The 25,245-nt window shown below is 74.0% G+C and carries 24 protein-coding genes and 2 tRNA genes; 11 read left to right on the plus strand and 15 right to left on the minus strand.

Going from position 1 to position 25,245, the window contains the following annotated elements; all coding sequences use genetic code 11:
- Nucleotides 1-28: 28 nt before the first annotated feature.
- The gene (locus A5481_RS03815) at nt 29-538 is read right to left on the minus strand and encodes a PAS domain-containing protein (RefSeq protein ID WP_053082481.1); all 510 of its coding nucleotides are present in this window, start codon (nt 536-538) and stop codon (nt 29-31) included.
- Between the two features lie 411 nt (nt 539-949).
- Complete coding sequence (locus tag A5481_RS03820; RefSeq protein ID WP_048435526.1) at nt 950-2,362, minus strand: DUF2254 family protein; 1,413 nt, start codon at nt 2,360-2,362, stop codon at nt 950-952.
- 375 nt (nt 2,363-2,737) lie between these two features.
- On the opposite strand from A5481_RS03820, the gene A5481_RS33240 reads away from it, so the two are divergent.
- Complete coding sequence (locus A5481_RS33240; RefSeq protein WP_156311964.1) at nt 2,738-2,893, plus strand: hypothetical protein; 156 nt, start codon at nt 2,738-2,740, stop codon at nt 2,891-2,893.
- Between the two features lie 26 nt (nt 2,894-2,919).
- On the plus strand, nt 2,920-3,120 hold the full coding sequence (locus A5481_RS03825) for a hypothetical protein (RefSeq protein WP_048435525.1): 201 nt from the start codon (nt 2,920-2,922) through the stop codon (nt 3,118-3,120).
- A gap of 84 nt (nt 3,121-3,204) precedes the next feature.
- Here the strand turns inward: A5481_RS03825 and A5481_RS35825 are convergent, their stop codons facing one another.
- Both A5481_RS35825 and A5481_RS03835 read right to left on the minus strand, forming a co-directional pair.
- Entirely contained in the window at nt 3,205-4,380 is a 1,176-nt protein-coding gene (locus A5481_RS35825; RefSeq protein ID WP_064503785.1) for a L,D-transpeptidase, read from the minus strand.
- 38 nt (nt 4,381-4,418) lie between these two features.
- Nucleotides 4,419-5,519 (minus strand): polysaccharide deacetylase family protein, encoded by a 1,101-nt coding sequence (locus tag A5481_RS03835; protein ID WP_197514136.1) that lies wholly within the window; start codon nt 5,517-5,519, stop codon nt 4,419-4,421.
- A 413-nt stretch (nt 5,520-5,932) separates the two neighbouring features.
- Here A5481_RS03835 and A5481_RS03840 point away from each other — a divergent pair, with 413 nt between their 5' ends.
- The 5 genes from A5481_RS03840 to A5481_RS03860 all read left to right on the plus strand — a co-directional run bounded on the left by A5481_RS03840 (nt 5,933) and on the right by A5481_RS03860 (nt 12,432).
- The gene (locus A5481_RS03840) at nt 5,933-6,811 is read left to right on the plus strand and encodes a transketolase (protein WP_245238660.1); all 879 of its coding nucleotides are present in this window, start codon (nt 5,933-5,935) and stop codon (nt 6,809-6,811) included.
- Nucleotides 6,811-7,722, plus strand: a complete 912-nt coding sequence (locus tag A5481_RS03845; RefSeq protein WP_048432420.1) for a transketolase family protein — start codon at nt 6,811-6,813, stop codon at nt 7,720-7,722. The genes A5481_RS03840 and A5481_RS03845 overlap by 1 nt, the downstream gene beginning before the upstream one ends.
- Nucleotides 7,719-9,686: an NAD-dependent epimerase/dehydratase family protein gene (locus tag A5481_RS03850; protein ID WP_048432419.1), complete on the plus strand. Its 1,968-nt coding sequence runs from the start codon at nt 7,719-7,721 to the stop codon at nt 9,684-9,686. Before A5481_RS03845 ends, A5481_RS03850 begins: the two co-directional genes overlap by 4 nt.
- A 59-nt stretch (nt 9,687-9,745) precedes the next feature.
- Nucleotides 9,746-11,236, plus strand: a complete 1,491-nt coding sequence (locus A5481_RS03855; protein WP_053082253.1) for a hypothetical protein — start codon at nt 9,746-9,748, stop codon at nt 11,234-11,236.
- A gap of 245 nt (nt 11,237-11,481) precedes the next feature.
- Nucleotides 11,482-12,432: a class I SAM-dependent methyltransferase gene (locus tag A5481_RS03860; protein WP_053082252.1), complete on the plus strand. Its 951-nt coding sequence runs from the start codon at nt 11,482-11,484 to the stop codon at nt 12,430-12,432.
- Nucleotides 12,433-12,444: 12 nt separating this feature from the next.
- Here A5481_RS03860 and A5481_RS03865 read toward each other — a convergent pair whose 3' ends face one another.
- From A5481_RS03865 to A5481_RS03890, 6 genes are all read right to left on the minus strand, one after another.
- Nucleotides 12,445-13,245 carry a class I SAM-dependent methyltransferase gene (locus tag A5481_RS03865; RefSeq protein WP_053082251.1) on the minus strand — a complete coding sequence of 267 codons (801 nt, stop codon included), beginning with the start codon at nt 13,243-13,245 and terminating at the stop codon, nt 12,445-12,447.
- 100 nt (nt 13,246-13,345) lie between these two features.
- Nucleotides 13,346-13,422 (minus strand) — tRNA-Arg (locus tag A5481_RS03870).
- Nucleotides 13,423-13,503: 81 nt separating this feature from the next.
- Nucleotides 13,504-13,580 (minus strand) — tRNA-Arg (locus A5481_RS03875).
- A 120-nt stretch (nt 13,581-13,700) separates the two neighbouring features.
- Nucleotides 13,701-15,134, minus strand: coding sequence for an NAD-dependent succinate-semialdehyde dehydrogenase (locus tag A5481_RS03880; RefSeq protein ID WP_048432418.1), 1,434 nt, complete (start codon nt 15,132-15,134; stop codon nt 13,701-13,703).
- 145 nt (nt 15,135-15,279) lie between these two features.
- Nucleotides 15,280-15,657 carry a hypothetical protein gene (locus A5481_RS03885; RefSeq protein WP_210179211.1) on the minus strand — a complete coding sequence of 126 codons (378 nt, stop codon included), beginning with the start codon at nt 15,655-15,657 and terminating at the stop codon, nt 15,280-15,282.
- A gap of 326 nt (nt 15,658-15,983) precedes the next feature.
- Nucleotides 15,984-16,568, minus strand: coding sequence for a PilZ domain-containing protein (locus A5481_RS03890; protein WP_245238658.1), 585 nt, complete (start codon nt 16,566-16,568; stop codon nt 15,984-15,986).
- 494 nt (nt 16,569-17,062) lie between these two features.
- Between A5481_RS03890 and A5481_RS03895 the strand changes: the two genes are divergently transcribed.
- Nucleotides 17,063-17,362 carry a hypothetical protein gene (locus tag A5481_RS03895; protein ID WP_048432424.1) on the plus strand — a complete coding sequence of 100 codons (300 nt, stop codon included), beginning with the start codon at nt 17,063-17,065 and terminating at the stop codon, nt 17,360-17,362.
- A gap of 90 nt (nt 17,363-17,452) precedes the next feature.
- Nucleotides 17,453-17,830 carry a DoxX family protein gene (locus A5481_RS03900; RefSeq protein ID WP_048432417.1) on the plus strand — a complete coding sequence of 126 codons (378 nt, stop codon included), beginning with the start codon at nt 17,453-17,455 and terminating at the stop codon, nt 17,828-17,830.
- A gap of 3 nt (nt 17,831-17,833) precedes the next feature.
- Here the strand turns inward: A5481_RS03900 and A5481_RS03905 are convergent, their stop codons facing one another.
- Together A5481_RS03905 and A5481_RS03910 are read right to left on the minus strand one after the other, a co-directional pair.
- A complete protein-coding gene (locus tag A5481_RS03905) occupies nt 17,834-19,342 on the minus strand; it encodes an ATP-binding protein (protein ID WP_048432416.1) in 1,509 nt (502 codons plus the stop codon).
- Between the two features lie 86 nt (nt 19,343-19,428).
- On the minus strand, nt 19,429-20,118 hold the full coding sequence (locus A5481_RS03910) for a glutathione S-transferase N-terminal domain-containing protein (RefSeq protein ID WP_048432415.1): 690 nt from the start codon (nt 20,116-20,118) through the stop codon (nt 19,429-19,431).
- Between the two features lie 344 nt (nt 20,119-20,462).
- Between A5481_RS03910 and A5481_RS03915 the strand changes: the two genes are divergently transcribed.
- Nucleotides 20,463-21,446, plus strand: a complete 984-nt coding sequence (locus A5481_RS03915) for an aliphatic sulfonate ABC transporter substrate-binding protein (RefSeq protein ID WP_048432414.1) — start codon at nt 20,463-20,465, stop codon at nt 21,444-21,446.
- Between the two features lie 124 nt (nt 21,447-21,570).
- On the opposite strand, the gene A5481_RS03920 is transcribed toward A5481_RS03915, so the two are convergent.
- Nucleotides 21,571-22,413: a tetratricopeptide repeat protein gene (locus A5481_RS03920; protein ID WP_048432413.1), complete on the minus strand. Its 843-nt coding sequence runs from the start codon at nt 22,411-22,413 to the stop codon at nt 21,571-21,573.
- An 88-nt stretch (nt 22,414-22,501) separates the two neighbouring features.
- Nucleotides 22,502-22,687, minus strand: coding sequence for a hypothetical protein (locus A5481_RS03925; protein ID WP_048432412.1), 186 nt, complete (start codon nt 22,685-22,687; stop codon nt 22,502-22,504).
- A gap of 132 nt (nt 22,688-22,819) precedes the next feature.
- Between A5481_RS03925 and A5481_RS03930 the strand changes: the two genes are divergently transcribed.
- On the plus strand, nt 22,820-24,247 hold the full coding sequence (locus A5481_RS03930) for a leucyl aminopeptidase family protein (protein ID WP_048432411.1): 1,428 nt from the start codon (nt 22,820-22,822) through the stop codon (nt 24,245-24,247).
- On the opposite strand, the gene A5481_RS03935 is transcribed toward A5481_RS03930, so the two are convergent.
- The gene (locus A5481_RS03935; RefSeq protein ID WP_048432410.1) at nt 24,211-25,179 is read right to left on the minus strand and encodes an EcsC family protein; all 969 of its coding nucleotides are present in this window, start codon (nt 25,177-25,179) and stop codon (nt 24,211-24,213) included. The two genes, A5481_RS03930 and A5481_RS03935, sit on opposite strands and share 37 nt — an antisense overlap.
- Between the last annotated feature and the right edge of the window lie 66 nt (nt 25,180-25,245).

The raw sequence follows: 25,245 nt of genomic DNA on the forward strand, positions 1-25,245 counted from the left end.
TCGGAGAGCCGGAGGGCGCCCCGGCCGCTCAGCTCAGGCGCCCGCGCCGCGTGTCCCTGACCAGCGCCGCCAGTTCGTGCCCGAGTTCCATCAGCAGCATGTCGGCGAGCTTGAGCAGGAACGGCCGCCTCGCCGTCGCCAGGGTCGCCCGGAGCGCCAGGCACTGGTCGGCCGCGCGTTCGAGCACGTGGCCGTCCGGGTCCACCGGCGCGGCCGCGATGCCCGCCGCGTCCCGGCGGTCCGTGACGTCGAGGACGAGGCCCTGGCCGCGCCGCGGCCGTCCCTCCGCATCGTGGGAGAAGCGGCCCCGCACGATCACGCGGCGCACGTCGCCCTCGGGCGGGCCGGTACGGCACTCCGTCTCGACGAAGCCCAGGGCCGCGGCGCTCCGGCGCAGGAGAGCCGACACCCACGGCCGATCCTCCGGATGGAGGCCGGCCTCGCAAGCCTCGATCGGCACCCCCGCACCGGCCGTGGCGAGGTCGAGCCCGAACAGGCGGGCCGCGACCTCGTCGACGTAGAGGCGGTTCTCCGCCACATCCCAATGCCAGCTTCCGACATGATCAGGGAGCCCGGTTCCATCGGGAAGCGACGGCGCCCCGGGAGGCGGGGTTTCGATGACGCGCATGCCGACCCCGCTGTCGCAGAGGACTAATCAGAGGTTGTGATTCCGGACGATATTAAGCTCTTGCAAAGATATCAAATGATACAATCAGGACCGTGATTTTGCCAGCACCCAAAATATTTGCAGGCGATTGAACTCCTCGTCAAGACTGCGAAAGCACCCGGCCTTTCGTCAACGGCATTGCTTCCCGCCTCGACCCGCCCCCCGTCGCGGCTCCGCCCCCGGATCGACTCAAGGTTGCAAGACCCTCGTATCGCGACCGGCGCTGCGAACCGCCGGCGGCGGGCGCCGTGCGCGCGTGAGCGGGACGTCCGTCGCGGCCGGTCACGACGGGTCGGCGACGCCGTCCCGGCTCTCCCGCACGACATGGGCCAGGATCTCCGAGAGGTGGTCGGCCGACCGGTCGCGCCCGGCACGGCGGAACGCCGCGACGAGGAGGCCCGTATCCTCGCGCAGCATCCGGGTCGGCAGGTGGCTCGCGAGCGACGGCGCCACGGTGGCGACCAGGCGCGCGATGCCGTCCTGCTGGCGGTCGGGCAGCACCGGCAGGCTGAGCGCCAGGGCGCGCAGGATCAGCGCCAGGCTCTGGTGCTGGCGCGATTCCGCCGCCGCGACGATCAGGCTCTCGATCGCGTCGAGCACCTGGTCGGGCAGCCTGTCGCGGTAGACGATCCGCGAGGTCGCGGCGCGGGGGGCCGGCGCCGCCCATGCGTGCAGCAGCCGCTGCAGGGCGTGCACGGCGATCGCCCCGACGGCGGGATCCGAGCGCGCGGTCGAGATCGCCGTCCAGCCGATCGTCGCGATGTGGTCGAGGCCGACGGCCGGATCGTGCGCCACGTCGCGCTGCTCCTCGATCGCCAGGCAGGCGCGGATCGCCGCGACGAGGGCGGGATCGGCGGGCGGCCCGGTCAGCACCGCGACCGCGCTCCCCGGCGGCACGAAGCGCCCGACCGGGACCGGCAGCGCCAGGGTCCGGCCCGGATGGGAATCGAGCGCGCGGGCCAGCCCTCCGGCATCGATCCGGGCCAAATAGCCGCCGGTCGCGGCGGGGATCGGGACGCCGTCCGGGCCGGCGCCGACGGGCTCGGCGCTCGCCGCCAGCAGGGGGAGCTGGCAGGCCCGGGCCGCCAGGGCCGCCTCCCGGATCGTCGCGATGGCGGTGGCGGGCCGGGTCTGGTCGATCGTGGTGTAGATCAGCACCACCAGGGCGACGAGCGACACCGCACCGAGCAGGGTCGAGCTCATCACGCCGAAGACCGGCGCGGTCGTGTGGGTGGTCTGGACCAGGGTGATGAGGACGAACAGCGAGACGCCGACGAAGAAGCCGAACCAGGCGCTGTTGGCGCGCCGGCGCAGGTAGTGGTCGACGATCTGCGAGTTGAGGGTGGCGGCGCCCTGCTGCACCGCCAGCAGCAGGATCGAGAAGGTGATCGACGTCACGCTGATCAGGCTGCCGGCGATGGTCGACAGCATGCTGATCGCCGACTGGGTGTCGCCGACATACTGGCTGAGGAAGAGCCGCAGCGGGCTCCAGGCGCTGCGCGGCCCGGCGTCGTTGTCCAGCCGGTCGATCGCGCCGGCAAGGACCACGAAGGCGGCGACGATCAGGACGGGAAGCCCGAGGAATTCCGAGAACGAGCGCCGCAGGCCGGACGCCAGCCGCCGCACGCCCGACACCCGGCGCTGCGGCCCCGGGACCGGGTGCAGGATCATGCGGGCGCCCGCCCGCTCGCGCATCGTGTCACCGCCCGCAAGCCCCCGCTCATCCCGTCGCGGTCCATCTGGGGCATTTCCCTGCGGCATCAATCCGGGATGGGGCCGGAGCGCGGCATTCCCGCTCGGGTCTCGTGCCCGAAGCCGCGGACGCAGCGGCGATCGAGCCTGGCCGGGGCGATTGCGGGATGCCGGCCGGCGCCTTAGGCCCTTGAGCCTAGAACCTCCGATCGATTCCCTCTGGCCGCCGACGACTAATTTGAGCAATAATTGCTCTCCGTCGAGGTCCGAGGCCCGAGTATGAATTTGTTTTCCGCACAACCGGGCGGACCTGCAGGATCTCGCGGGGAAATCATCTTCGATGCGCCGTCGCCGGCGGTGGAATGTCTGATAGTGAACATGACGGCGGCCGGTGCCACGCTCGCCGTTCCGGCCGGCACCGCGATGCCCGACATGCTCACCCTCGCCGTTTCGGGCGAGTTCGTGATGCGCCGCTGCCGGGTGACGTGGTGCCGGCGCGGCCGCGTCGGCGTGGTCTTCGCGTTGCCGGTCTAGAACGACGCGCGACCCGGACCGCCGCGATGCGCCGCAGCGACCTCCGCAGCGTCGCCGGGGTGCCGTCGGCGAGGATCGGGCTTCACGGCGGCATCACCATCGTGCCGACCGGGACCTCGACCGGCCGGCGGGGATGCGATGCGTCGGGGACGCCGTCGTTCTCGCGGGCCGGCGGATGGAACGAGGCGCCGTACGGCTTCCGGCCGATCCGTTCGGACGCCGCATGACCAGCCCGCCCGGTGAAGCCGCAGGCGTCACACGCCCGGGCGAAGCCGCCCTCCGCGTCGCGAAGCGATCGACCGCAAAGCGTGTCAGATCACCTCGACCCGGGTCCCGACCGGCACGAACCGGTAGAGCTCGATGACGTCCTCGTTCAGCATCCGGAAGCAGCCGGCCGAGGCGGCGCGCCCGATCGAGCGGGGATCGGTCGTGCCGTGGATGCGGTAGAGCGACGAGCCGAGATAGAGCGCCCGGGCCCCGAGCGGGTTGCGCGGTCCCCCGGCGACGTGGCGCGGCAGGCCGGGCCGGCTGCGGCGCATCTCCGGCGTCGGCGTCCATTGCGGCCATTCCTGCTTGGCGGTGACCGTCTCGACGCCCTTCCAGGTCGTGCCGGGGCGGCCGACCGCCACCCGGTAGCGCAACGCCGTGCCGTCGCCGCGCACGAGGTAGAGGAAGCGCGCTGCGGTATCGACCACGATGGTGCCGGGACCGTGCGCGCCGGGATAGCCGATCACCTTGGCGCGCCGGACCGCCGGCAGGGCGACCGGGGACGGCGAGAGGCGCGGTCCGGCGGAACCCGGCGCGGCAAGGCCGGGAGCGGCGGGCTCCGGCGCGGGAGGGGGCGGCAGCAACTCGGCGGGACGCGCGGCGAGGCGCACGGGCGCGTCCGGGACCGGCGCGGGATCGGGCGCGCCGGCGGCACCCGGCACGGCGGCGCTCGGCGCGACCGCAGGATTTGTCGTCGGCGCAGGACCCGGCGTGAGCGCGGGACCCGGCGCGGGTGCCGCCTCGGGGGCGAGCGCGGTCAGGCGCAGCGGTGCGTCCGGCAGCGGCAGGGCCGGCGCCGTCGCCGCGGCGTTGCCCGGCGCCGGCGCGGCGGAGGCGGCGGGGCGGGAGCGGCAGCGGTAGACCCGGCGCCCGTCGGCCCGCATGGTCACCGGCCCGATCGCGTCGACGACGATCTGCCGGGCCTCCGCGCGGGCATCGTCGCCCGGATCCCCGGCCGGGCGGGTGCAGCGCATGTGGAGGCGGTAGCCGATCGCCGTATCGGAGACCTTGTCGATCCGGCAGCGCAGGTCGTGCGCCGTGAGCCGCGCCTCGGCGGCGGGCTTCAGCCGGATCTCGAACGCCCGCGGGCTCGCCGGATCGGCGCAGTCCCGCAGGGTGGGCGCCCACCAGCCGGCCGGCGACTCGTCGGCGCTCATGGCGTGGGCGGCGCCGGCACCGCAGAGGAGGAGCGCGGGCAGGAGCCGGCCGAGGCGTCGCATCGTAGGGGTTGTCCGGGCGGGTGATGGGCGGGCGGGGGTCATCGCGCGGGCGGTGCCTCGGCGACGGAGCGGAAGCCGGCTGCCGCCGGGGCGGCGGCGACGACCGAGAACCCGCCGCCGCCCGGCGGCGGCGACACGGCGGCCACCCGCACGATGCGGGCGGTCTCGCCGGCCCGGCTCTGGTCCGGGACCGGGCGCGGCGGCGCGGGCGCGTCCTCGAACAGGCCCGCCCGCAGGAGGAGCGGAGCATCCCCGGCGAAGAGCGGGCGCTCCCCGGGGTCCGCCGGGGCGCGGGCGGCCAGGCGCCCCATGCGGGTGCCGAGCCGGTCGAGGGCGAGGCGGATCGGCCTCGCCTGCGGCGCGTCGAGGCGCGCCAGGGCGGCCTGCGTGTCCGCCCGCGCCGGCACGACGTGGACGACGCGGTAGCCCCGCGCCTTCAGCTGGCGCAGCAGCTCCGGCAGGATCGCGACGGTCCGGGGCTGGATGTCGTGGAGCAGGATGATCCCGCCTCCCGCCGCGTGGAGGCGCTTGAGCACCCGCGCCAGCACCGCCGCCGGGGTGATCCGCTTCCAGTCGTCGCCGTCGACGTCGATGCTGAACGGCAGCAGCCGTTGCGCCGCGGCGTAGCCGTCGAGGGCGGGGCTGTGCCCGAGGCCGGGAAAGCGGAAGAACGGCGACAGGGCCGGCGCGTCCCCGGTCAGCACGGCGCGGGCGGCCTCCAGGCCGCCGTTGATCTGGTCGCGCCGCACGGCCGCGCTGCGGACCCGGTCGAGGTAGCGGTGCGACCAGGTGTGGGTCGCGATCGTGTGGCCCTCGGCGGCGGTCCGGCGCAGGGTGTCGGGGAACTGCGCCACCATGCTGCCGATGACGAAGAACGTCGCCTTGACGCATTCCGCCCTGAGCGCGTCGAGCACCGCGGCGGTGCGCCGGGGCAGCGGCCCGTCGTCGAAGGTCAGCACCACCTCGCCGGGCGCGAGCGGCAGGGTGCGCCCGTAGCTCGCCCGGCCGACCGGCCCCTGCGCGAACGGCACTTCGAGGGTGCGCGCGGTGCCGAGCGCGTCGGGCCGGCAGGCCGTCCCGGCAGCGGCCGGCGAGGCCCAGGACAATCCGGCCAGCAGCAGGAGCTTGAAGCAACGCACGAACAAACCCCGCCACCCCTGCCGGCCGCCCTCCGTATAATCCCAGGAAAACGTGAGTCGCGGGTAAACGCCGGAGTGTCGTACCGCAGTGCCTCGCATGACGAGACGCGACAAAATTCGGCCATTGCCATTCGATCCGGCGGTGTATTGCGGTATGTAATAAGGTTAATGACCGCATAATCGCCCGGATCGACGGGAAACGGCATCGGACCGTCCAGTATCGACGATCCGGCTCGACTGTACCGCGCCGGTCCCGGTCGCCGGCACGAGGGTCGCGGTGCGCAGCCGGGCGCGGCCGGACCGGCTTTCCGCGGCGGCGTTCCGGCGCGGGAGCCGGCGTCGCGCGCCCCGCCTTAACGCGGCGCTAACCGCGATCGTCGTTTCGTCGGCGGGGGAGCGGGAATCTCGGGCGGATGGCACGGCGCGGACATACCCTTACGGCCGAGAGCCGGCCGCACGGCGCCGAGGCACCGGCGCCCGCGCCGATCGTCGCGCCGGCTCTCGCGCCCGGCCTGCTGACCCTCGCGCGCTGGCGGCTCCTCGCCATGCACAGGGAGGCGGGCGTCGGCCATGTCGGCGGCAACCTGTCGGCGCTCGACGCGATGATGCTGCTGCACCACGAGATGCTGACGGGCCGGGACCGCTTCGTCCTCTCGAAGGGCCACGCGGCGGGCGCGCTCTACGTCACCCTGTGGAGCCGCGGCCTGATCACGGAGGCCGAGCTCGCGACCTTCCACGCCGACGGCACCCGGCTTCCCGGCCATCCGCCCGCCCGCGGCCTGCCGGGCAGCCGCTTCGGCACCGGCAGCCTCGGGCACGGCCTGCCGCTCGCCGGCGGGCTCGCGCTCGCGGCCCGGCTGCAGGGCCGGGACGGCCGCGTCTTCTGCCTGACCTCCGACGGCGAGTGGCAGGAGGGCTCGACCCTGGAGGCGCTGGTCTTCTGCGCCCACCGGCGGCTCGCCAACCTGACGATCCTGATCGACCACAACCGCCTGCAGGGCTTCGGCACGACCGCGGAGGTCGCCTCGCTCGACCCGATCGGCCGGGTCCTGTCCGGGTTCGACGTCGAGGTCCGCGAGGCGGACGGGCACGACCTCGCCGACATGCGCCGCGTGCTCACCCCCGGCACCGGCCGGCCGGTGGTCGTCGTCCTCCACACCGTGAAGGGGCACGGCGTCCCGGCGATCGAGGGCCGCCTCGACAGCCACTACCTGCCGCTGACGGAGGAGCAGGTCCGCGAGGCGATGCTCGGGAGCGCGATGCTCGGCGGCGCGACCGGGGAGACCGCCTGATGCGGCGCGAATTGTGCGCGGCGCTCGTCGCCCGGGCGGCACGGCCGGATCTCGTCTTCCTCACCGGCGATCTCGGCTTCGGCGCCCTCGAACCCCTGCGCGACGCGCTGGGCGAGCGCTTCCTCAACGCCGGCATCGCCGAGCAGAACATGATCGGCGTCGCGGCGGGTCTCGCGAGCGAGGGGCTGGAGCCCTGGACCTACACCATCGCGCCGTTCTGCTACGCCCGCGCCTTCGAGCAGATCCGCAACGACGTCTGCTTCCACCGCCTGCCGGTGCGCCTGCTCGCCAATGGCGGCGGCTACGCCTACGGGGTGATGGGCCCGACCCATCATGCGCTGGAGGATTACGGGGTCCTCTCGACCCTGCCCTCCCTGCGCATCTTCGTGCCGGCCTTCGACGAGGACGTCGCCGCCACCGTCGCGGCGGCGGGCGACGAGCCGGGCCCGGCCTACATCCGGCTCGGGCGCGGCGAGCGGCCGGAGGGCCGGGTCGTGCCGGCCTACGCGCCCTGGCGCCGGCTGCGGGCCGGCGACGGGCCGGTCGTCGTCGCGGTCGGGCCGATGGCCGGGATCGCCTGGTCGGCCTTCGCCGAGGACGCGGCCGACGGGCCGGAGCTGTGGGCGGTGACCGAGCTGCCGCTGTCGTCCAACCCGCCGCCGTCCGACCTCGTCGCGGCCCTGCGCGGGCGCACGCTCTGCGTCGTCGAGGAGCACGTCGCCCAGGGCGGCCTCGGCCAGGCGCTGGCCGCCTGGTGCCTGGAGGGCGGCATCGCGCTCGGCGGCTTCCGCCCGATCGCGGCCGCCGGCTACCCGTCCGGCACCTACGGCTCGCAGGGCTTCCACCGGCGCGAGAGCGGCCTCGATGCCGGCTCGCTGCGCGAGAGGATCGGCGCGAGGATCGGCGCATGACCCGGTCCGAGGCCGACTGGATCGACACCCTCAAGGGACCCATCGCCGTGCTCGGCGCGGGCGGCTTCGTCGGCTGCAACCTGTTCCGCCACATCCTGGCGCGGCGCTCCGACGTCTACGCCGTCGCCCGCACCCTGCCGGCGCCGCGCCTGCGGGGAATCGACCCGGGCCGCCTGATCGCGGTCGACTTCACCGACCGGGCGGCGACCGCCAGCTTCGTGGAGGCGATCCGCCCGGCGACGGTGTTCGACTGCGTCGCCTACGGCGCCTATGCGTTCGAATCCGACGCCGACCTGATCTACGCCACCAACTTCACCGCCCTCGTCGGGCGCCTGGAGCGGCTGGCCGCGAGCGGCCGCCTCGCGGCCTACATCCATGCCGGCTCGTCGTCCGAGTACGGCCTGAACTCGGCCGCGCCGTCCGAGGAGGCGGCGCTCGTCCCCAACAGCGACTACGCGGTCTCGAAGGCGGCGGCGGCGCAGTACATCGCCTATGCGGGCAAGACCCGGCGCTGGCCGGTGGTCAACCTGCGGCTCTACTCGGTCTACGGCCCCTACGAGGATGCCGGCCGGCTGATCCCGGCGGTCGTGTCGCGCGGGCTCGCCGGGGGCTATCCCGACCTCGTCGACCCGCGCATCGCCCGCGACTTCGTCTACGTCGAGGACGTCTGCGCGGCCTTCGTGCGCGCGGCGGCCAAGATGTCGCTCGACCTCTACGGCGAGTCGCTCAACATCGGCACCGGGACCGAGACCACGATCGGCGACCTCGCGGGGACCGCCCGGGAGGTCTTCGGCCTCGCCGAGGCGCCGCGCTTCGGCGCGATGGCGCCCCGCGCCTGGGACCTCGCGCGCTGGCAGGCCAATCCCGGGAAGGCCGAGCGCCTGCTCGGCTGGCGCGCCGCGACGCCGCTCGCGCAGGGGCTCGCGCGCACCGCCGCCTGGATGCGCGAGGCCGGCGCCGAGGTGTCGGGGATCACCAAGGCCGGCGCCGTGCGGCGGCGCAGCATCGCGGCGATCATCGCCTGCTACAAGGACGAGGAGGCGGTGCCGATCATGCATGCCCGCCTGACGGCGGTGTTCCGCAAGATCGACGTCGACTACGAGATCATCTTCGTCAACGACGCCAGCCCCGATCGCTGCGGCGAGGTGATCAAGGCGTTGTCGGCCGCCGACCCGCACGTGCTCGGCATCACCCACTCGCGCAACTTCGGCTCGCAGATGGCCTTCCGCAGCGGCATGGAGCTGGCCTCGGCCCAGGCCTGCGTGCTCCTCGACGGCGACCTGCAGGACCCGCCCGAGCTGATCGAGCCGTTCTACCACGCCTGGGTCGCCGGGAGCGACGTCGTCTACGGTCGCCGCGTCGAGCGCGAGATGCCGCTCGCCTGGGGCCTGCTCTACAAGGCGTTCTACCGGGTCTTCGCCGCCTTCAGCTACGTGCGCATCCCGCACGATGCCGGCGACTTCTCGCTGATGGACCGGCGCGTCGTCGGCTGGCTGCTGAACTGCCCGGAGCGCGACCTGTTCATGCGGGGATTGCGCGCCTATGTCGGCTTCCGGCAGACCGGCGTCGACTACGTGCGCCCGAAGCGGATGTTCGGATCGAGCACGAACAACCTGCTCTCCAATCTCGAATGGGCCAAGCGCGGGATCTTCTCGTTCTCCAACACCCCGCTCAAGATGCTCACCGCCGCCGGGATCGGGCTGCTCGGCCTGTCGGCGCTCCTCGGCCTGATGCTCGTCGCCCTGCGGCTGATCGTGCCCGACATCGCGCCGCGCGGCGCGGTCTCGATCCAGCTCGCGGTGCTGTTCTTCGGCGCCCTCAACCTGTTCGGGATCGGGCTCGTCGGGGAATACGTCGCGAAGATCATGGAGGAGGTGAAGGGGCGCCCGCGCCTCATCCGGGCGGCGCTGATCCGCAACGGCGCCGCGACCGACCTGCCGCCCGAGGCGGGGCCGCGCCGGTGATCCCTCACCCCGCGCCGGGCCCCGCGGGACGATCCGGGGCGGGGGCAGGCCTCGGCCGGTTGCCCTTCGCGGTCGTGCTGCTGCTCGCGGCCGCGCCCGACCTGCTGTTCCTCGCCACGCATCTGCGCACCGCGCCGCTCGCGGCGGGGGCGGTCGTCTTGCTCGGCATCGGGCTCGTCGCGGTCTTGCGCGACCTCGCCCGGACCTCCGAACCCCTCGACGGGCCGCTCCTCGCGACCGCCCTGGCCGCAGCCGCCGCGCTCGACCTGCTCGGCGGCCAGGGGCACCTGTTTTTCGCCAACGACGACTGGCTGATCCGCGACGCGGTCCTGCGCGACCTCGTCGCCGAGCCCTGGCCGGTCGGGTACCTCTATGCCGGCGACCCGACGATGCTGCGCGCACCGCTCGGGCTCTACCTGCTGCCGGCGGCGATCGGGAAGCTCGCCGGGCTGCACGGGGCGCACGCCGCGCTCCTCGCCCAGGACACGCTGCTGTTCGGCGGCCTGTTCTACGGCTTTGCCCGCCTCGCCCCGTCGCGCCGGCACGGCCTCGCCCTGCTCGCGGTCTTCGTCGCCTTCAGCGGCTGGGACGTCGTCGGCAGCCTGGTCGTCGGGGACCCGCTCATCCCCGGCCGGCACCTCGAGCAGTGGCTCGGCACGCTGCAATTCTCCTCGCACGTGACGCAGCTCTTCTGGGTCCCGAACCACGCGGCGTCGGGCTGGATCTTCGTCGGGGCCTATTGCCTGTGGCGCGCCTCCGCCCTGAGGGCGACGTCGCTCGCGGTGGTGTTCGGCCTGTGCGTGTTCTGGTCGCCGCTGAGCATGATCGGCGCCCTGCCCTTCCTCGGGGCCGCTCTCCTCGCCGACCTCGCCGGCGGGCGGGTGACGCCGGGCGCCCTCGCGGCCCTCGCCTGCGCGGGGATCGGGCTCGCACCGGTCGCGCTCTATCTCGGGGCGGATGCCGGGCGCGTCCCGCACGGGCTCCAGGACTTCACCGGGATCTTCGCCACCCGCTACGCCCTCCTCGCCGCCCTGGAGGTCCTGCCGGCGCTGGTCGTGCTCGGCCTCGCGCCCGGCCCGCTCGCGGGCGCGGGGCGATGGGCCCGGTGGGAGACCGGGCTGGTTTTCGCGAGCCTGCTGCTGGTGCCGCTCTACCGCCTCGGCGGGGCGGATTTCGTCATGCGCGCCTCGATCCCGGCGCTGGCCGTGCTGGCCTTGCGGGTCGGCGCGGTCGTGCCGGGCCTCGCTCCCGGGCGCCGGGCGGTCGCGATCGCGCTCCTCGGCATCGGCGCGGTCACGCCGCTCTACGAGGTGATCCGGGCGCTCGTCGTCCCGCCCTTCGCGGTCAGCACCTGCAGCCTGCTCGCCGCCGCCCGGACCCCGCCCAACAACGGGCCGCTCTTCCACTACGTCGCCCGGGTCGACGCCCTCCGGGGCCACCTCGCCGGCCGCGTCCTCGCGACGCCGGAGACGTCGATCCGGCCCGCGCCGCAGGGCCCGTGCTGGCCCGACCACCCGGCGCACCGGGAGGGGGCGGGGACGGTGTTCTAAGCAGATTTCGCCGAAGTGGTTACCGGTTCGGCGCCAAAAATCTGCGACAAAACAAGAACCTAAGCGGGCGAAGCGTTGGCCTGCCAACGCAAGTCTGCTTAGGACGCGGGCCCGGCGCCCGCGACCGCGGCGGCTCGAAGGTGCTCCGGGATTAGCGCCCCGCTAACCGAGACGGCCGTTCCATCGCGGTCGACCCGCGGGCGGCCGGCGAACGGCGCCGCGCGCCAGGCCCCGAGGACGAGCCCGTGACCCCGGACACCCAGACCCTCGCCCCGACCGCGATCCTCGACCGGCTCCAGAACCGCGACTGCCCGGTCTGCGGCGCGCCCGAGGGCCGCGCCCGGCCGTTCCTGTCGGCCTCGCTCGATCCCGCGCGGATCGGCGCGCTGAGCTTCGCCTCGCGAAAGGCCCCCGAATACATGTCGTTCCGCCTGGTCCGCTGCCAGACCTGCGAGACCGTGTTCGCCGCCGAGGCGCCGGAGGCCGAGGCGCTGGCCGCGGCCTACCGGGAGGCGGGCTACGACAGCGCCGAGGAGGCGCGCTACGCGGCCTGCACCTACGCGCGAGCCCTGGCGCGGCATCTCGGCCCGGCGCAAGGCAGGGGCGCCGCCCTGGAGATCGGCGCCGGGACCGGGATCTTCCTGGATGAGTTGCTGGCGCTCGGCTTCTCCGAGGTCGTCGGGATCGAGCCCTCGCACGAGGCGGTCGCGGCGGCCCCGGCGCCCTTGCGCCCGCACCTGCGGGTCGGCGTGTTCGAGCCGGGCCTGTGCCGGCCCGGCAGCCAGTCGCTCGTCTGCTGCTTCCAGACCCTGGAGCACGTCCCCGACCCGCGCGGCCTGACCCGGGAGGCCTACGCCCTGCTGCGGCCCGGCGGGCTGATCGCCTTCGTGACCCACGATTACCGGGCGCCGGTCAACCGGCTCCTCGGCCGGCGCTCGCCGATCGTCGACATCGAGCACATGCAGCTGTTCTGCCGCGCCAGCCTGCACCGCCTCCTCGGCGAGGCGGGCTTCGAGGAGATCCGGATCGGCACCATCCGGAACCGCTATCCCTTGCGCTACTGGCTGCGGCTGCTGCCCCTGCCCGGGCCGCTGAAGCCCGCCGCCCTGGCGGCCGCCGAGGCGCTGGGCCTCGGCCGGCGCAGCGTCGGCCTGAATGTCGGCAACCTCCTCGGCGTGGCGCGCAAGCCCGGGTGAGGCGCGGTTCGATCAGGACGCCGCCTCGCCGGCGGACGGGCGGCGCGCCGTGACGGTGTAGCCGAGGCAATCCTCGCCCCAGTCGCGGCCGAGCGACAGGGTGCCGATCAGCCCGAGCAGGCCGAGGACCGGCAGCAGGGCGACGCCGAGGAGGCGGCGCGCCGGGTTTCCGGCCGCGCCCATCAGCGGCACGAGGCAGAGCGCCATCGCCTTGTAGCAGGCGACGGTGAGCGGGTTGCCGCGCGCGGTGACGCGGATCTCGCGAAAGCCCGCCCGGCGCAGCAGCCCGTCGAGGGAGGACGGCGTGTAGCGCCAGTAATCGTAGGGGATGAAGTGCCAGCGGGCCGAGAACGGCACCGTCAGGACGAGGCGACCGCCGGGGCGAAGCACGGCGTGGAGCTTCGCCGCGAAGGGCTCCGGCGCCTCGACATGCTCCAGCACCTCGGTGCACAGGACGACGTCGACGGAGGCCGGGGCGATCCCCCACTCGTCCCCCTCGAAATACTCGGTGTCGGGCACCGCGTAGCCGAACCGGTCGCGGGCGTCGCTCGTGTCGATGCCGCGGTAGCGCGCGGCGCGCGGCAGCAGGGGGCGGAAGACCTGGGCGCCGCAGCCGACGTCCAGCACGTCGCCGGAGGCGGTGGCGAGTTCCCCGCGCAGGTCGCGCCAGGCGGAGCCGGCCTGGAGATCGACGAGGCGCCGCCCCGCCGCGAGCAGGTCGTCCCAGCGGGAGCGCCGGGGGCGGAAGACCGGCGGCTTGAACCGCTCGGCCTGCGAGCCGACCAGGTTGCGGCGCGTGGCGTGCGTGCTCATCCGGCTAAGCCCCGACGGTTGCGGCCGCCCATCCGCCGCGGGACGGTCTTGCGACCGGACCAGGCTGCACCGGACAATCTGATTTTACGGTGAAGAGAAGTGGCGCGCCCGAAAGGATTCGAACCTCTGACCCCCAGATTCGTAGTCTGGTGCTCTATCCAGCTGAGCTACGGGCGCCCGATCGAAGACCGTGTCCTCGACACTATGACGGTCGATGCCCGGTTGGACCAGGCAGAACCGTGATCGACAAGAGTAAAATGGCGCGCCCGAAAGGATTCGAACCTCTGACCCCCAGATTCGTAGTCTGGTGCTCTATCCAGCTGAGCTACGGGCGCCTGACCGGGGGGAGCGGTGCGCCCCGCCGGTGAGGTGGGATCTAAGGGGTCCGCCCTGGCTTGGCAACCCCTATTTCGCCGGCGGAAGAGGGGGCCGGCGGGTGCCGCCCCCTCCCCCGGTCAGAAGCCGGCTTGCGTGACGAACTTGGTGTTGAGGTAGGCTTCGATCGCCTCCGAGCCGCCCTCGCTGCCGTAGCCCGAATCCTTCACGCCGCCGAACGGCGTCTCCGGCAGGGCGATGCCGTGATGGTTGATCGACATCATGCCGCTCTCCACCCGGGTCGCGAGCTTGGTGGCGGTCTCGGCCGAGCGGGTATAGGCGTAGGCGGCGAGCCCGTAGGGCAGCCGGTTGGCCTCCGCGAAGGCCTCTTCGTCGTCGGAGAAGCGCTGGATCGCCGCGATCGGCCCGAACGGCTCCTCGTTCATGATCCGGGCGTCGAGCGGCACGTCGGTGAAGACGGTCGGCTCGAAGAAGTTGCCCTGGTTGCCGATGCGCTTGCCGCCGGTGCGCAAGGCAGCGCCCTTCTGCTCGGCATCGGCGACGAAGCCCTCCATCGCCTCGATCCGGCGGCCATGGGCGAGCGGGCCCATCTTCACGCCGTCCTCCAGGCCGTTGCCGACCGTGAGGCCGCGCGACAGGCCGACGAAGCCGTCGACGAAGGCGTCGAACACCGAATCGTGGACGAGGAAGCGGGTCGGCGCGACGCAGACCTGGCCGGCATTGCGGTACTTGTTGGCGCCGAGCACCTGGACGGCCTTGGTCACGTCGGCGTCGCGGAAGACGATCGCCGGGGCGTGGCCGCCGAGCTCCATCGTGGCGCGCTTCATGTGCTTGCCGGCGAGCGCGGCGAGCTCCTTGCCGATCGCGGTCGAGCCCGTGAAGGTGATCTTGCGGATCACCGGGTGCGGGATCAGGTAGGACGAGATCTCGGCCGGGTCGCCGTAGACGAGGCCGAGCACGTCGCCGGGCACGCCGGCATCGAGCAGCGCCTGGATCAGGGCGGTGCAGCTCGCGGGCGTGTCCTCCGGTCCCTTCAGGATCACCGAGCAGCCGGTGCAGAGGGCGGCGGCGACCTTGCGCACCGCCTGGTTGATCGGGAAGTTCCACGGCGTGAACGCCGCCACCGGGCCGACCGGCTCGCGGATCACGAGCTGCATCACGCCCTCGGCGCGCGGCGGGATCACCCGGCCGTAGGCGCGCCGGCCTTCCTCCGCGAACCAGTCCATGGTGTCGGCGCCGCCGAGCACCTCCATCTTGGCTTCCGCCACCGGCTTGCCCTGCTCGAGGGTCATGATCCGGGCGATCTCGTCGGCGCGCTCGCGCATCAGGTTGGCGGCCTTGCGCAGCACCTTGCTGCGCTCGAAGGCCGAGACCTTGCGCCAGGCCTTGAAGCCGCGATCCGCCGCCTCGAGCGCCTGGTCGAGATCCTGGCGGGTCGCGACGGCGAGCTGGCTCAGGGTCTCGCCGGTGGCCGGGTTGAGGATCGGGATCGTCTGGCCGGCGCTGCCGGCGCGCCACTCGCCGGCGATGTGGAGCTTCACGTCTGGGAACATCGGGGCCTCATCCTCGTTCGGGAGCGGACGGACCCTTAACTAAGGCAGTCCCTCCCGGCGAGACAGGCTCCGGCGCGCAACGCTCCGTGCCGGGACGCGCCTTGTCTGTTAGAGCCAGGCCTGACAGGATCCCGGCCCTGCCGGCTCAGCGCGAGCCGATGGCGCGGGCGATGTCCTCGAACCGCTTCTGCGTGCTGCCGATCTGGCCGTAGACGGTCTGGCGGGTACAGGCGGACACCGTCATGCCGTGGTAGAACAGGCCGGAATCCCGCTGGCCGCGACAATCGAGGTAGTTCGGCAGCACGAAGACCGAGACCATCGCCAGGGCGAACAGGCCGAGCTTCAGGACCAGCTTCACCGGCCAGGGCAGGTACGAGAAGGCGCGCTCCTTCCGGTACTCGGCCGGCGCGGGCGTCACGATGATGCGCACGTCGCCGCGCTCGTAGTCCCGGTCGGGCCCCCGGCCCAGGCCGCGGTCGAGCCGGCCGATCCCACCGCTCCGCTCCTCGCTGCGCATCCGCATGTCCCCCGGCCCGTGCCGCTGTGATGATCCCCGCGGCCGATTTCGCCGCCGGCGGATTAAATTTCGGTGCGTCGCAAGGGTCGCAGTCTTCGCGAGTCGACCAGGGGTGGGGATATCTCCCTGTCCTCGCGCCGCGGACCCGCGGGCCGCCCGCGCGCCGCGTGCGCCGGCGCACCGCGGCCGGGGCCGGAGACGGGCATGGAGGTGAGGCCCTGACGGGCGTTCCTCCAAGACTTCGGGCCGCCCGCGAGGGCGGCTTTCTTCTGTCGGCAACTCGCGTTCGAGGGACCTTGCGAGGCACCTTGCCTGCCGGAGGTCCGGGCCGGTCAGAGCACCACGTGCAGGCCGAAGGTCTCGGGCCGGAACGGCAGCCGGAAGGTGACGGCGAACCCGCTCTGGAGGTGGCGCACCACCGTGGCGCGGCGCTTGCCGACGGTGATCGCCTCGCCGACCGGCGGCAGCTCGGTCGTCGCGATGGCCGCGCCGGTCATCGACAGGTCGACCACCCTCCCCGGCAGCACGCGGCCGTCGGCACGGCGCACCTCGACGGCGGTGTGGGTCGGCACGATGCGGGGGTCGCTGCGCTGGTCGGCGCGCCCGCTCGCCTGGGCGGCGAGCCAGTCGAGGCGCGCGGCGAAGCGCGTCCGGCGCTCGGGCCCGACCTCCACCGCCAGGGTGAAGCCCTCGGCGGAGATGGCCTGGATCGCGCCGGTCACCGGGCCGACATCGTCGAGATAGAGCGTGACCGGATCGCCGAGGAGGCCGCTCTCGGGCGCCAGCACCTCGACCGTCTCGAGCGACAGGCTGCGGGTCTCGCAGGCATGCTCCACCCCGCCCGGGAGCAGGTAGCGCCCACCGACCCGGATCTGGATCGCGCGGGAATCCGGTTCGGGCTGAAAGTGCAACTTCAAGGCGCTATTCACGATCTCACCGATGCCAGGAGTAGCATCGCCCCGGCCTCGCCCGGCCGCAAGGGCGCGGGCTGCTCCGCGGACATCTTCCGCAAAGAGGCTTAATGGCCGGTGCATGTGATCGCCGCGATCGGCGGTCCTGCCGCGTGGAGGCGCCGTGCCGGCACCGTCGAGGGAGACCGGCACGCGACTTGGCCGCGCCGGAGCGGGCCGGCATTGCCGTGCCTGATCTCGACGGCCACCAGAGTCCGGCCTCCCCGGCCAAGTGTCGTCTTGCGGCGAGACCTGCCGGTCCAAGCTCATCGGTGTCTTCATTTGGCCCCGGCGACAATGTTTCGTCCTGATCGGTGCCGGAAACGCTGAGTTCCGTCGAATTCGAGCGAACCGGTTTGGGCCGGGTTCGCATCTGGCTGCTTCTCTGGACGGGAAGCGGACGACATGGGCGGATGGTCATGGGTACGGTCATGGGTACGGGCTCGGGTGCACCGGTCGTGATGGATGCACAGGAGACGGAAGACCGGCTCGTCGCGCTCGAGGCGCTGACGACCGAGCTGATCCGGGCGCTGCACCGCGCGGGCGTGCTGCGGGAAGCCCAGGTCGGCGCGCTCCTCGACCGGGTCGAGGAGCTGATGACCGGGCAGCCGGGCGCGACCTTCGCGGCCCAGCAGCTCGCCGCCGCCGCCGACCCGCAGGGGCCGGGCGCGGAGATCGGCGAGGTGCCGCCGGAAGCCGCGCTCTGCGCCAGCTTCCGCCGCATCCTGTACGGGCGCGAGGCGGCGGACGCCCGGCCCTGACGCAACGCGGCGCGCAATCACCACGCAATCGCCCGCCGCTATCCCTGCCGTCCCGGCCCGAGACCGGGACGATGCAGCGGGGACGAGACCATGACGACGACCATTGCCGGGCCGCGCCTCGGCCTGCTGCTGCGCGGCCTGCTGACGGCGGTGTTCCTGGCGGCCGCCGGCATGAAGCTCGCCGCGACGCCGTTCGAGGTCGCGGGCTTCGCGCGGTTCGGCTACCCGCACTGGTTCATGCTCGCGGTCGGCGCGGCCCAGGCGCTCGGCGCCGTGCTGCTCTGGGTCCGCGGCGCCACCTGCCACGGCGCGCTGCTGCTCGCCGCCATCATGGCCGGGGCGGTCGCGAGCCACCTGCGCGCCGGCGACCCGGTCGCGATGGCGCTGCCCGCCCTGGTGCTCCTCGCCCTGCTCGCCGGCCTCGCCTATGCGCGGCGCGGCGAGGTCGCGCCCGCGCTCCGGGCCTGATCGCTACTCCGCGGCGAACAGGCCGGCGGGCTCCTGTGCCGCCCCCTTCGGATCGCCGGGCGCGGTCTCGCAGCCGAGGCCCGGCAGGGCGACGACGCGGTTGCCGCGGAAATCGGTGCGGCAGATCGCGGCGCCGCGGCTCTCGACATAGGCCAGCAGCCGGCGCGCCCGGCCGGGCGAGCGCGAGCCGATGGCCCGGGCGAGCGCGTCGTCGGACGGGCACGGGGCGCCGGCGCGGGCCGCGCGGGCGAGCAGCAGGAACAGGCCCTGGACCTCCTCCGGCAGGCCGGCACAGGCCGCCATCACGGCTTCCGCCTCGTCGCCGTCCGCCGCCTCGCCGTCGACGCCGGCCCGCGCGATCGCGAGCCGCCGGCGGAACCGGCCGAGGTCGAGGGGCTCGCCGGACAGCCGGCGCATCCGGCAGCGGACCAGGAAGTCCTGGTAGAGCACGGCGATCGGGTGGTGCGCCCCGTCCGGATCGGCGGCGATCTCGCGCAGGATGTCGGCCAGAGCCGCCTCCCGCTCCGCCTCGCTCATGCTCGGCGGCGCCTCGACCGGTTCCGGCGGGCGGTACTGGGCGAGCTGCTGCAGGAGGTCGGTCGGCGTCGCCCGCGGGGCCGGGGCCGGGCGGGGCGCGGGCATCCAGGCCACCTCGCTCTCGGCCGGCGTCAGGATCAGCTCGCGCAGGTCGTCCCCGGCGGCCGGGCTCGGCAGCGGCACGAGCTTCGGGCTCGACGAGCGCGCCGAGGTCGCGACCGGCCCGATGGCGATCGGCAGCGGGCGCTTCGACAGGGCGGGCCCGAGCGCGATGAAGTGGCCGCGCTCGAGGTCGCGGAAGCTCTCGGCCTGGCGCCGCTCGAGACCGAGCAGGTCGGCGGCGCGAGCCATGTCGATGTCGAGGAAGGTGCGGCCCATCAGGAAGTTCGACGCTTCCGCCGCGACGTTCTTGGCGAGCTTGGCGAGGCGCTGGGTCGCGATGATGCCGGCGAGCCCCCGCTTGCGCCCGCGGCACATCAGGTTGGTCATCGCCCCGAGCGAGGCCTTGCGGGCCTCGTCCGAGACTTCGCCGGCGGCGGCCGGCGCGAAGAGCTGCGCCTCGTCGACCACCACCAGCACCGGGTACCAATGGTCGCGCTCGGCCTCGAACAGGCCGCCCAGGAAGGCCGCGGCGGCACGCATCTGCGCCTCGACGTCGAGGCTCTCGAGCGTCAGCACCACCGAGACGCGGTGCGCCCGCACCCGCGCGGCGATGCGCTGCAGGTCGGCCTCGCCGTGGTCGCCCTCCACCACCACGTGGCCGTGGGCATCGGCCAGGGTGACGAAGTCGCCCTCGGGGTCGATCACCACCTGCTGCACGTGCGGCGCGCTCTGCTCCAGCAGGCGGCGCAGGAGGTGCGACTTGCCCGAGCCGGAATTGCCCTGGACCAGGAGGCGGGTCGCCAGCAGCTCTTCCAGGTCGAGGGCGGCCGGCCGGCCGCCGCTCGCCATCCCCATCTCGACGCTGATCGTCATCTCTCTTCCCTGCGGTGGCCCGACTCGTAACACGGCGCGGGCCGCCCCGATCCGCGTCCCGGGTCGGGGTCCACAGGCAGTTCGCCTCAGCCGGAGGTCAGCGCCCGCGATCCCTCCCCCATCCCGTCGACCATCCGCCGGCACCACGCCGCGATCGGATCGTCGGGCTCGAGGAGGTCCTGCACGCCGACGCCGCGGGCCCACAGGAAGGCACCCATCACCGCGTGGTCGGCGTAGAGCGGCCCGTCGCCGCCGAGGTAGGATTGCTGGCGCAGGACCGCGCGCACCGGCGAGAGCGTGCGCCGCAGGGTCGCGAGCTGCGCCGCGCGATCGGGGCAGACCGCCTCCAGCGGCTTGCCGAACCGCGCCTCGCGGCTCTGACGGAAATACGCCCGGTCGGGCTCGGCGAGGTGGCGATGGATGTCGAGGAGGAGGAGCGGTGCCAGGGCCGGGTGCAGCACCTGGTCGGTCCAGGCGACGTGGAACCGCGTCAGCGCCGCCCCGGCCTGCCCGCCGAACAGCGACGGCCGGTCCGGGTGGGCGGCCTCCAGACGGGCGGCGATGACCGACGATTCCGCGATCGCCCGCCCGTCCTCGACCAGCACCGGCACCTTGTCCGAGCCCGAGAAGGCGAGCGCCTCGGTCTCGGTGAAGCGCCAGGGCCGGCCCTCGAAGGCCAGGCCCTTGTGCTCCAGGGCGAGGCGGATGCGCCAGCAGAACGGGCTGAAGCGCCGGTCCGGATCGGCGGCGGCGAGTTCGTAGAGCACGCGGGTCAAGGGCTTCCTCCGGCGGCGGCGCCCTCGCCTCGTTCGCGGGCGGGGCGCCGGGGCGCGGGGCGGATCATGGCCGCCGGGGACCGCGGCCGCAATGCGGGCCCGCGCAGGGCCGCCTGCCCGCTCCGATGCTCCCCGCGCGCGATCCCGCAGGGCGTCGACCCCGCCGACAGAGAAAAAACTTCCGCCACGCAGTCATTTTAGAGATACCACGCTCTTTCCACGCGGTTAGTTTGGTATTCCCGTTCATTGACGCTCGGACGGACGGATGAGATCGTTCCACGACCTTCGGCAAGCCCGCCCCGCTGGCGGCGGACGGCCGGACGACATCTTCTGGAGATCGATCGATGCGACCGACACGCCGCTCCGTGCTCGCGGGGCTGATGACGGCCGGCGCCCTCGCGCCGGGCCTGGCCGCGACCGTGACGACGGGCCCGGCCCGCGCCGCCGAGGAGGCCGGCCCGAAGGAATTCCGGATCGGCTACCAGAAGATCGGGCTCATCGTCGTCACCCGCCAGCGGCAGCTGATCGAGGCCCAGCTCGCCGGTCGCGGCGTCACGGTGCGCTGGTTCGAGTTCCAGGCCGGCCCGCCCCTGCTCGAGGCGCTCAATGCCGGCGGCATCGATTTCGGCTATACCGGCGACGCGCCGCCGATCTTCTCCCAGGCCGCCGGCGGCAACCTCGTCTATACGGCGGCCGCGGCGCCGTCGGGCGCGGGCGAGGCGATCCTCGTCAAGGCGTCCTCGCCGATCCGCACGCTGGCCGACCTCAAGGGCCGGAAGGTCGCGGTCGCCCGCGGCACCTCCTCGCACAACCTCCTGGTCGCGGCGCTGGAGCAGGCGAACCTGCGCTTCTCGGACATCACGCCCGTCTACCTGTCGCCGGCCGATGCCGGCTCGGCCTTCACCGGCGACAGCGTCGAGGCCTGGGCGATCTGGGATCCGTTCTTCGCGATCGCCGAGGCGCGCGACAGGACCCGGGTGCTCGCCACCTCCGGGCAGATCCTCGACGTCTCGGGCTACTTCCTGGCCAACCGGACCTTCGCGCAGGCCCATCCGGCCGTCATCCGGGCGGCGCTGCGGGCGCTGGAGGAGGGTGCGGCCTGGGCCGAGGGCCACCGCGCGCAGGTGGCGCAGGCGCTGGCCGCGGTGACCGGGATCCCGCTCCCGATCCAGGCGGTCGTCGCCGAGCGGACGCAATTCGCCGTCCGCCCGCTCTCGGAGGCGATCCTCGCCGGCCAGCAGGCCACCGCCGACCGCTTCCACCGCCTCGGCCTGATCCCGCGGGCGATCACGGTGCGGGACGCCGTCTGGACCGCCCCGCCGTCGTGAGCGCGGCCGGCGGCCGGCTCGCAGGCTTTCCGGTCGATCGCGACGCGATGCGAAAAACCGGCTTCGCTCACGCGCCGCGCGGGCCGGCGAGACGACATCCGGACGCGACCTTCCGGATGTCGTGTCACATCGCGGAGGCGGCGACCTGCGGATGCGCGGGCTTGCCCGGCTTCTCGGCCGAGCGGATCGCCTTCCAGGCGTTGGGCTGGGTGATCGAGGCGCGCAGGGCGGCGACGTTCTGCGCGGCTTCCGCGGGCCCGAGATCGCGGGTCAGCACCTGCTCGGCCTCGGCGAAGCGGCCCTGCAGACCGAGCACCAGGGCGAGGTTCTGGCGCACCCGCGCGTCGGCGCGGGGATCGAGGCTCGCTTGGCGCAGGGTGGCCTCGGCCTCCGGCAGGCGCTTGGCCAGCGCGTAGGACAGGCCGAGATTCGACATCACCGTCGGCTCGCCGGGCACGATCTTGAGCGCCGCCTCGTAGTAGCGCTGGGCCTGGACGTTGTCGCCCATCTGGTCGGCGACCGCGCCTTGCGCGGAGAGCACCCGCCAGTCGGGATTGGCCGGCGAATGGGCGTTGCGCAGCACCTCCGCCGCCTCGGAGAAGCGGCCGATCTCGGCCAGGCTCTTGCCGTAGGCCGACAGCACCGCCGGGTTCTTCGGGTTGCGCAGGGCCGCCTGCTGCAGCACCGCGGCGGCCTGCGGCCCCTGGTCGGTCGCCCGCAGGGCGTGGGCGTAGGCCATCGCGGTGCCGAGATCGGACGGGTCCTTCTCGTAGCGCGCGGCGAGGCGCCCGACGTCGCGGCGCGCGGTGCTCGCCGGGGCGCCGGCATCGATCGACCCGGTAGTGAGGGGCTGGCGCGACAGGCAGCCCGAGGCCAGCAGCGCCACGCTCCCGGCGAGGACGAGCCGCCGCAGGGCGGTCGGCCAGGCGGTCGAACGGACGGGACGGGTCTCGACGGTCGCGGGCATCGGCCACTCCAGGACGGGCCTGGGATGTGGCAACCCGCTCCCACGGCCCTCGTGACCGTGGTGATAGGTCGTTAACCCTAACCTGCCGTTAACGCTCCGGCGTCTCCCCGGGCACGGCCTTCGGGGCCGGCGGCGTCGCCGGCGCCCCGCCCCGGTCGGTGCCGACGCCGTGGCGCCTCGGCGTCACCGCCTCGCCCCGGTGGCGGTCGCCGTCCTCGACGCCGATGGTCTCGCGGCGCTCCAGCGGGTTGATGGGCTTCCTGTCCTCGGTCATGGCGGCTCCTCGGCGACGGGTCTCGCCGCATCGTCCCGGGTGACGCCGCAGGCCTGCCGGGGTTCCCGGGCGCGATCGGTCACGATCGGGCGCGAGCATTGACAACCGCCCCGACTTGTCTCCCCCTCCGGCCTGTCCGGCCCATCGAAGGAAGGGAACTCTCGCGTGACCACGCTCCTGCCCGCGACCGAAGCCGCCATCCCGATCCGCTGCGTCGACGCCGCCGGCTGGCCGGCCGTCGCGGAGGGCCTGACGCCGGTCGCCGCCGGCTTCGCCCGGGCGAGCGGGTTCGAGGCGAAGCCCGGCCGGGTCGCGCTGCTGCCGGGACCGGACGGGGCGCTGGCCGCCGTGCTGTTCGGGATCGAGACCGGCGGGCGGGCCGACCCGTTCGCGGTCGGGCGCCTGCCCGACGCCCTGCCCGAGGGGACCTATCGGCTGGAGGGCCTGCCGGGCGATCCGGCGCTGGCGGCCCTGGCCTGGCGGCTCTCAGGGTACCGCTTCGGCCGCTACCGCGAGCGGCCGGCGCCGAAGGCCCGGCTGGTCGCGCCCGAGGGGGTCGACGCGGCGGAGATCGACCGCATCGCCGACGCGGTCGCCGCCGGCCGCGACCTCGTCAACACCCCGGCGAACGATCTCGGCCCGGCGGAGATCGAGGCGGCGGCGCGCGCGCTCGCCGCGCGCTTCGGCGCCGCCTGCACGGTGGTGGCGGGCGAGGCGCTGGAGCGGGGCTTTCCCCTCATCACCGCCGTCGGCCGGGCCTCGCCGCGGGCGCCGCGCCTCGTCGACCTCGCCTGGGGCGATCCGGGCGCACCGCGCGTGACCCTCGTCGGCAAGGGCGTGGTGTTCGATACCGGCGGCCTCGACCTCAAGCCCGCCGCCGCGATGCTGCTGATGAAGAAGGACATGGCGGGCGCCGCGGTGGCGCTCGCCGCCGCCGAGATGGTGATGGGCGCCGGGCTGCCGGTCCGCCTGCGGGTGCTGATCGCCACGGTCGAGAACGCGGTCGCCGGCGAGGCCTTCCGGCCCGGCGACGTGCTGGCGAGCCGGCAGGGCCTCACGGTCGAGATCGGCAACACCGACGCCGAGGGGCGGCTGATCCTGGCCGACGCCCTGGCGCTGGCCGACGAGGAGGCGCCCGACCTCGTCTTCGACTTCGCCACCCTCACGGGCGCCGCCCGGGTCGCCCTCGGCCCCGACCTGCCGGCCCTGTTCACCGAGGACGACGCGCTCGCCGCCGAGATCGCCGCCACGGGCCTCGCGGTCAACGACCCGGTCTGGCGCCTGCCGCTCTGGGCGCCCTATGCTGCCCTCCTCGATTCGAAGATCGCCGACCTCAACAACGTCTCGAGCGGTCCCTTCGCCGGCGCGGTCACGGCGGCCCTGTTCCTGCGCCGCTTCGCCCCCTCGGCCAAGGCGCATGTCCACCTCGACCTCTACGGCTGGAACCCGGGCACGAAGCCGGGCCGGCCGGAGGGCGGCGAGGTGCAGACCGCGCGCCTCGTCTACGCGCTCCTGAAGGCGCGCTACGCGGTGCCGAGCGCGGCCCGCTCGGCCTCGTAGGCCGCGCGCACCACCGCCTTGCCGTAGCGGCGCTCCAGGCGCCGCACGGTGAAGTGGCCGCGGGCGACCGCCTGGAAATGGTCCATGAAGGCGGTGTTGACGGCGGCCCCCCCGAGGGCGCCGAGCACCGGCACGGCCTGCGCGGCGAGCTTCTGCGACACCACGCCCCCGAAGCGGGCGCCGACCTGGCCGGCAAAGCGCATCAGCGCCGGCGCGCTCTCGTCGACGAGGCCGCGCCCGGCGGCGTAGCGGGCCGCTTCCGACATCGCCTTGGCGAGCGCACCGCGCACCGCGAAATAGCCGCTCTCGGCCGCGTTCCCGGCCGGCGCCTCGGCGTCGGTCCGAGCCGGACCGCGGCCGCCGAGGGCGAAGACCTGCATGCAGGCGAGCGCGGCCTCCGGATCGCCCAGGTCCTCGCCCTCGCGCTGGGCGATCTCGGCGATCGAGCGCAGCATCAGGGTGGTGGAGAGCGGCAGCTCGACCGCGAGGGTGGACAGGCCGAAGGCGCCCCCGATGGCGCCCGAGACCGCCGCCAGCGCCTTGTGGCCGCGGTCGCCGGGCGGGAACCGCTCGAGGAGCTCCATCGCGCGGGTGCGCCAGGACGGGGAGATCTCGGGTCCGAGGGGCGCGAGGGCGCCGGGCTCGGCGCCCGTCTCCGCCGCCTTCGGCAGGGTGGCGAGCGCGACGTGGAGCGCGCCGCGCATCGCGGTCTCGGTGGCGTGGCCGACCGCGTCCATCACCGGCGCCGGCAGGGCGCGGGTGATCAGGTCGAGGGGGGCGCCGGCCATGGCCGAGAGCCGGCCGGCGAGGCTCGGCCGCTCCAGGGCGGAGACCGCCCGGCGCAGGGCCGCACGGTCCTCGGCGCTCAGGGGCTCCGGCGCCCCGAGCGGGACCGGGGACGGGGCGGGCTCGACGGCGACGATCTCGGACACGGGCGCTCCCTCGCGGACAACACAGCTCGCGGGATAAAGCTGGGGCGCCGGGGGCGGGTTCCGCAA

This window comes from Methylobacterium platani (assembly GCF_001653715.1).
Classification (GTDB): domain Bacteria; phylum Pseudomonadota; class Alphaproteobacteria; order Rhizobiales; family Beijerinckiaceae; genus Methylobacterium; species Methylobacterium platani.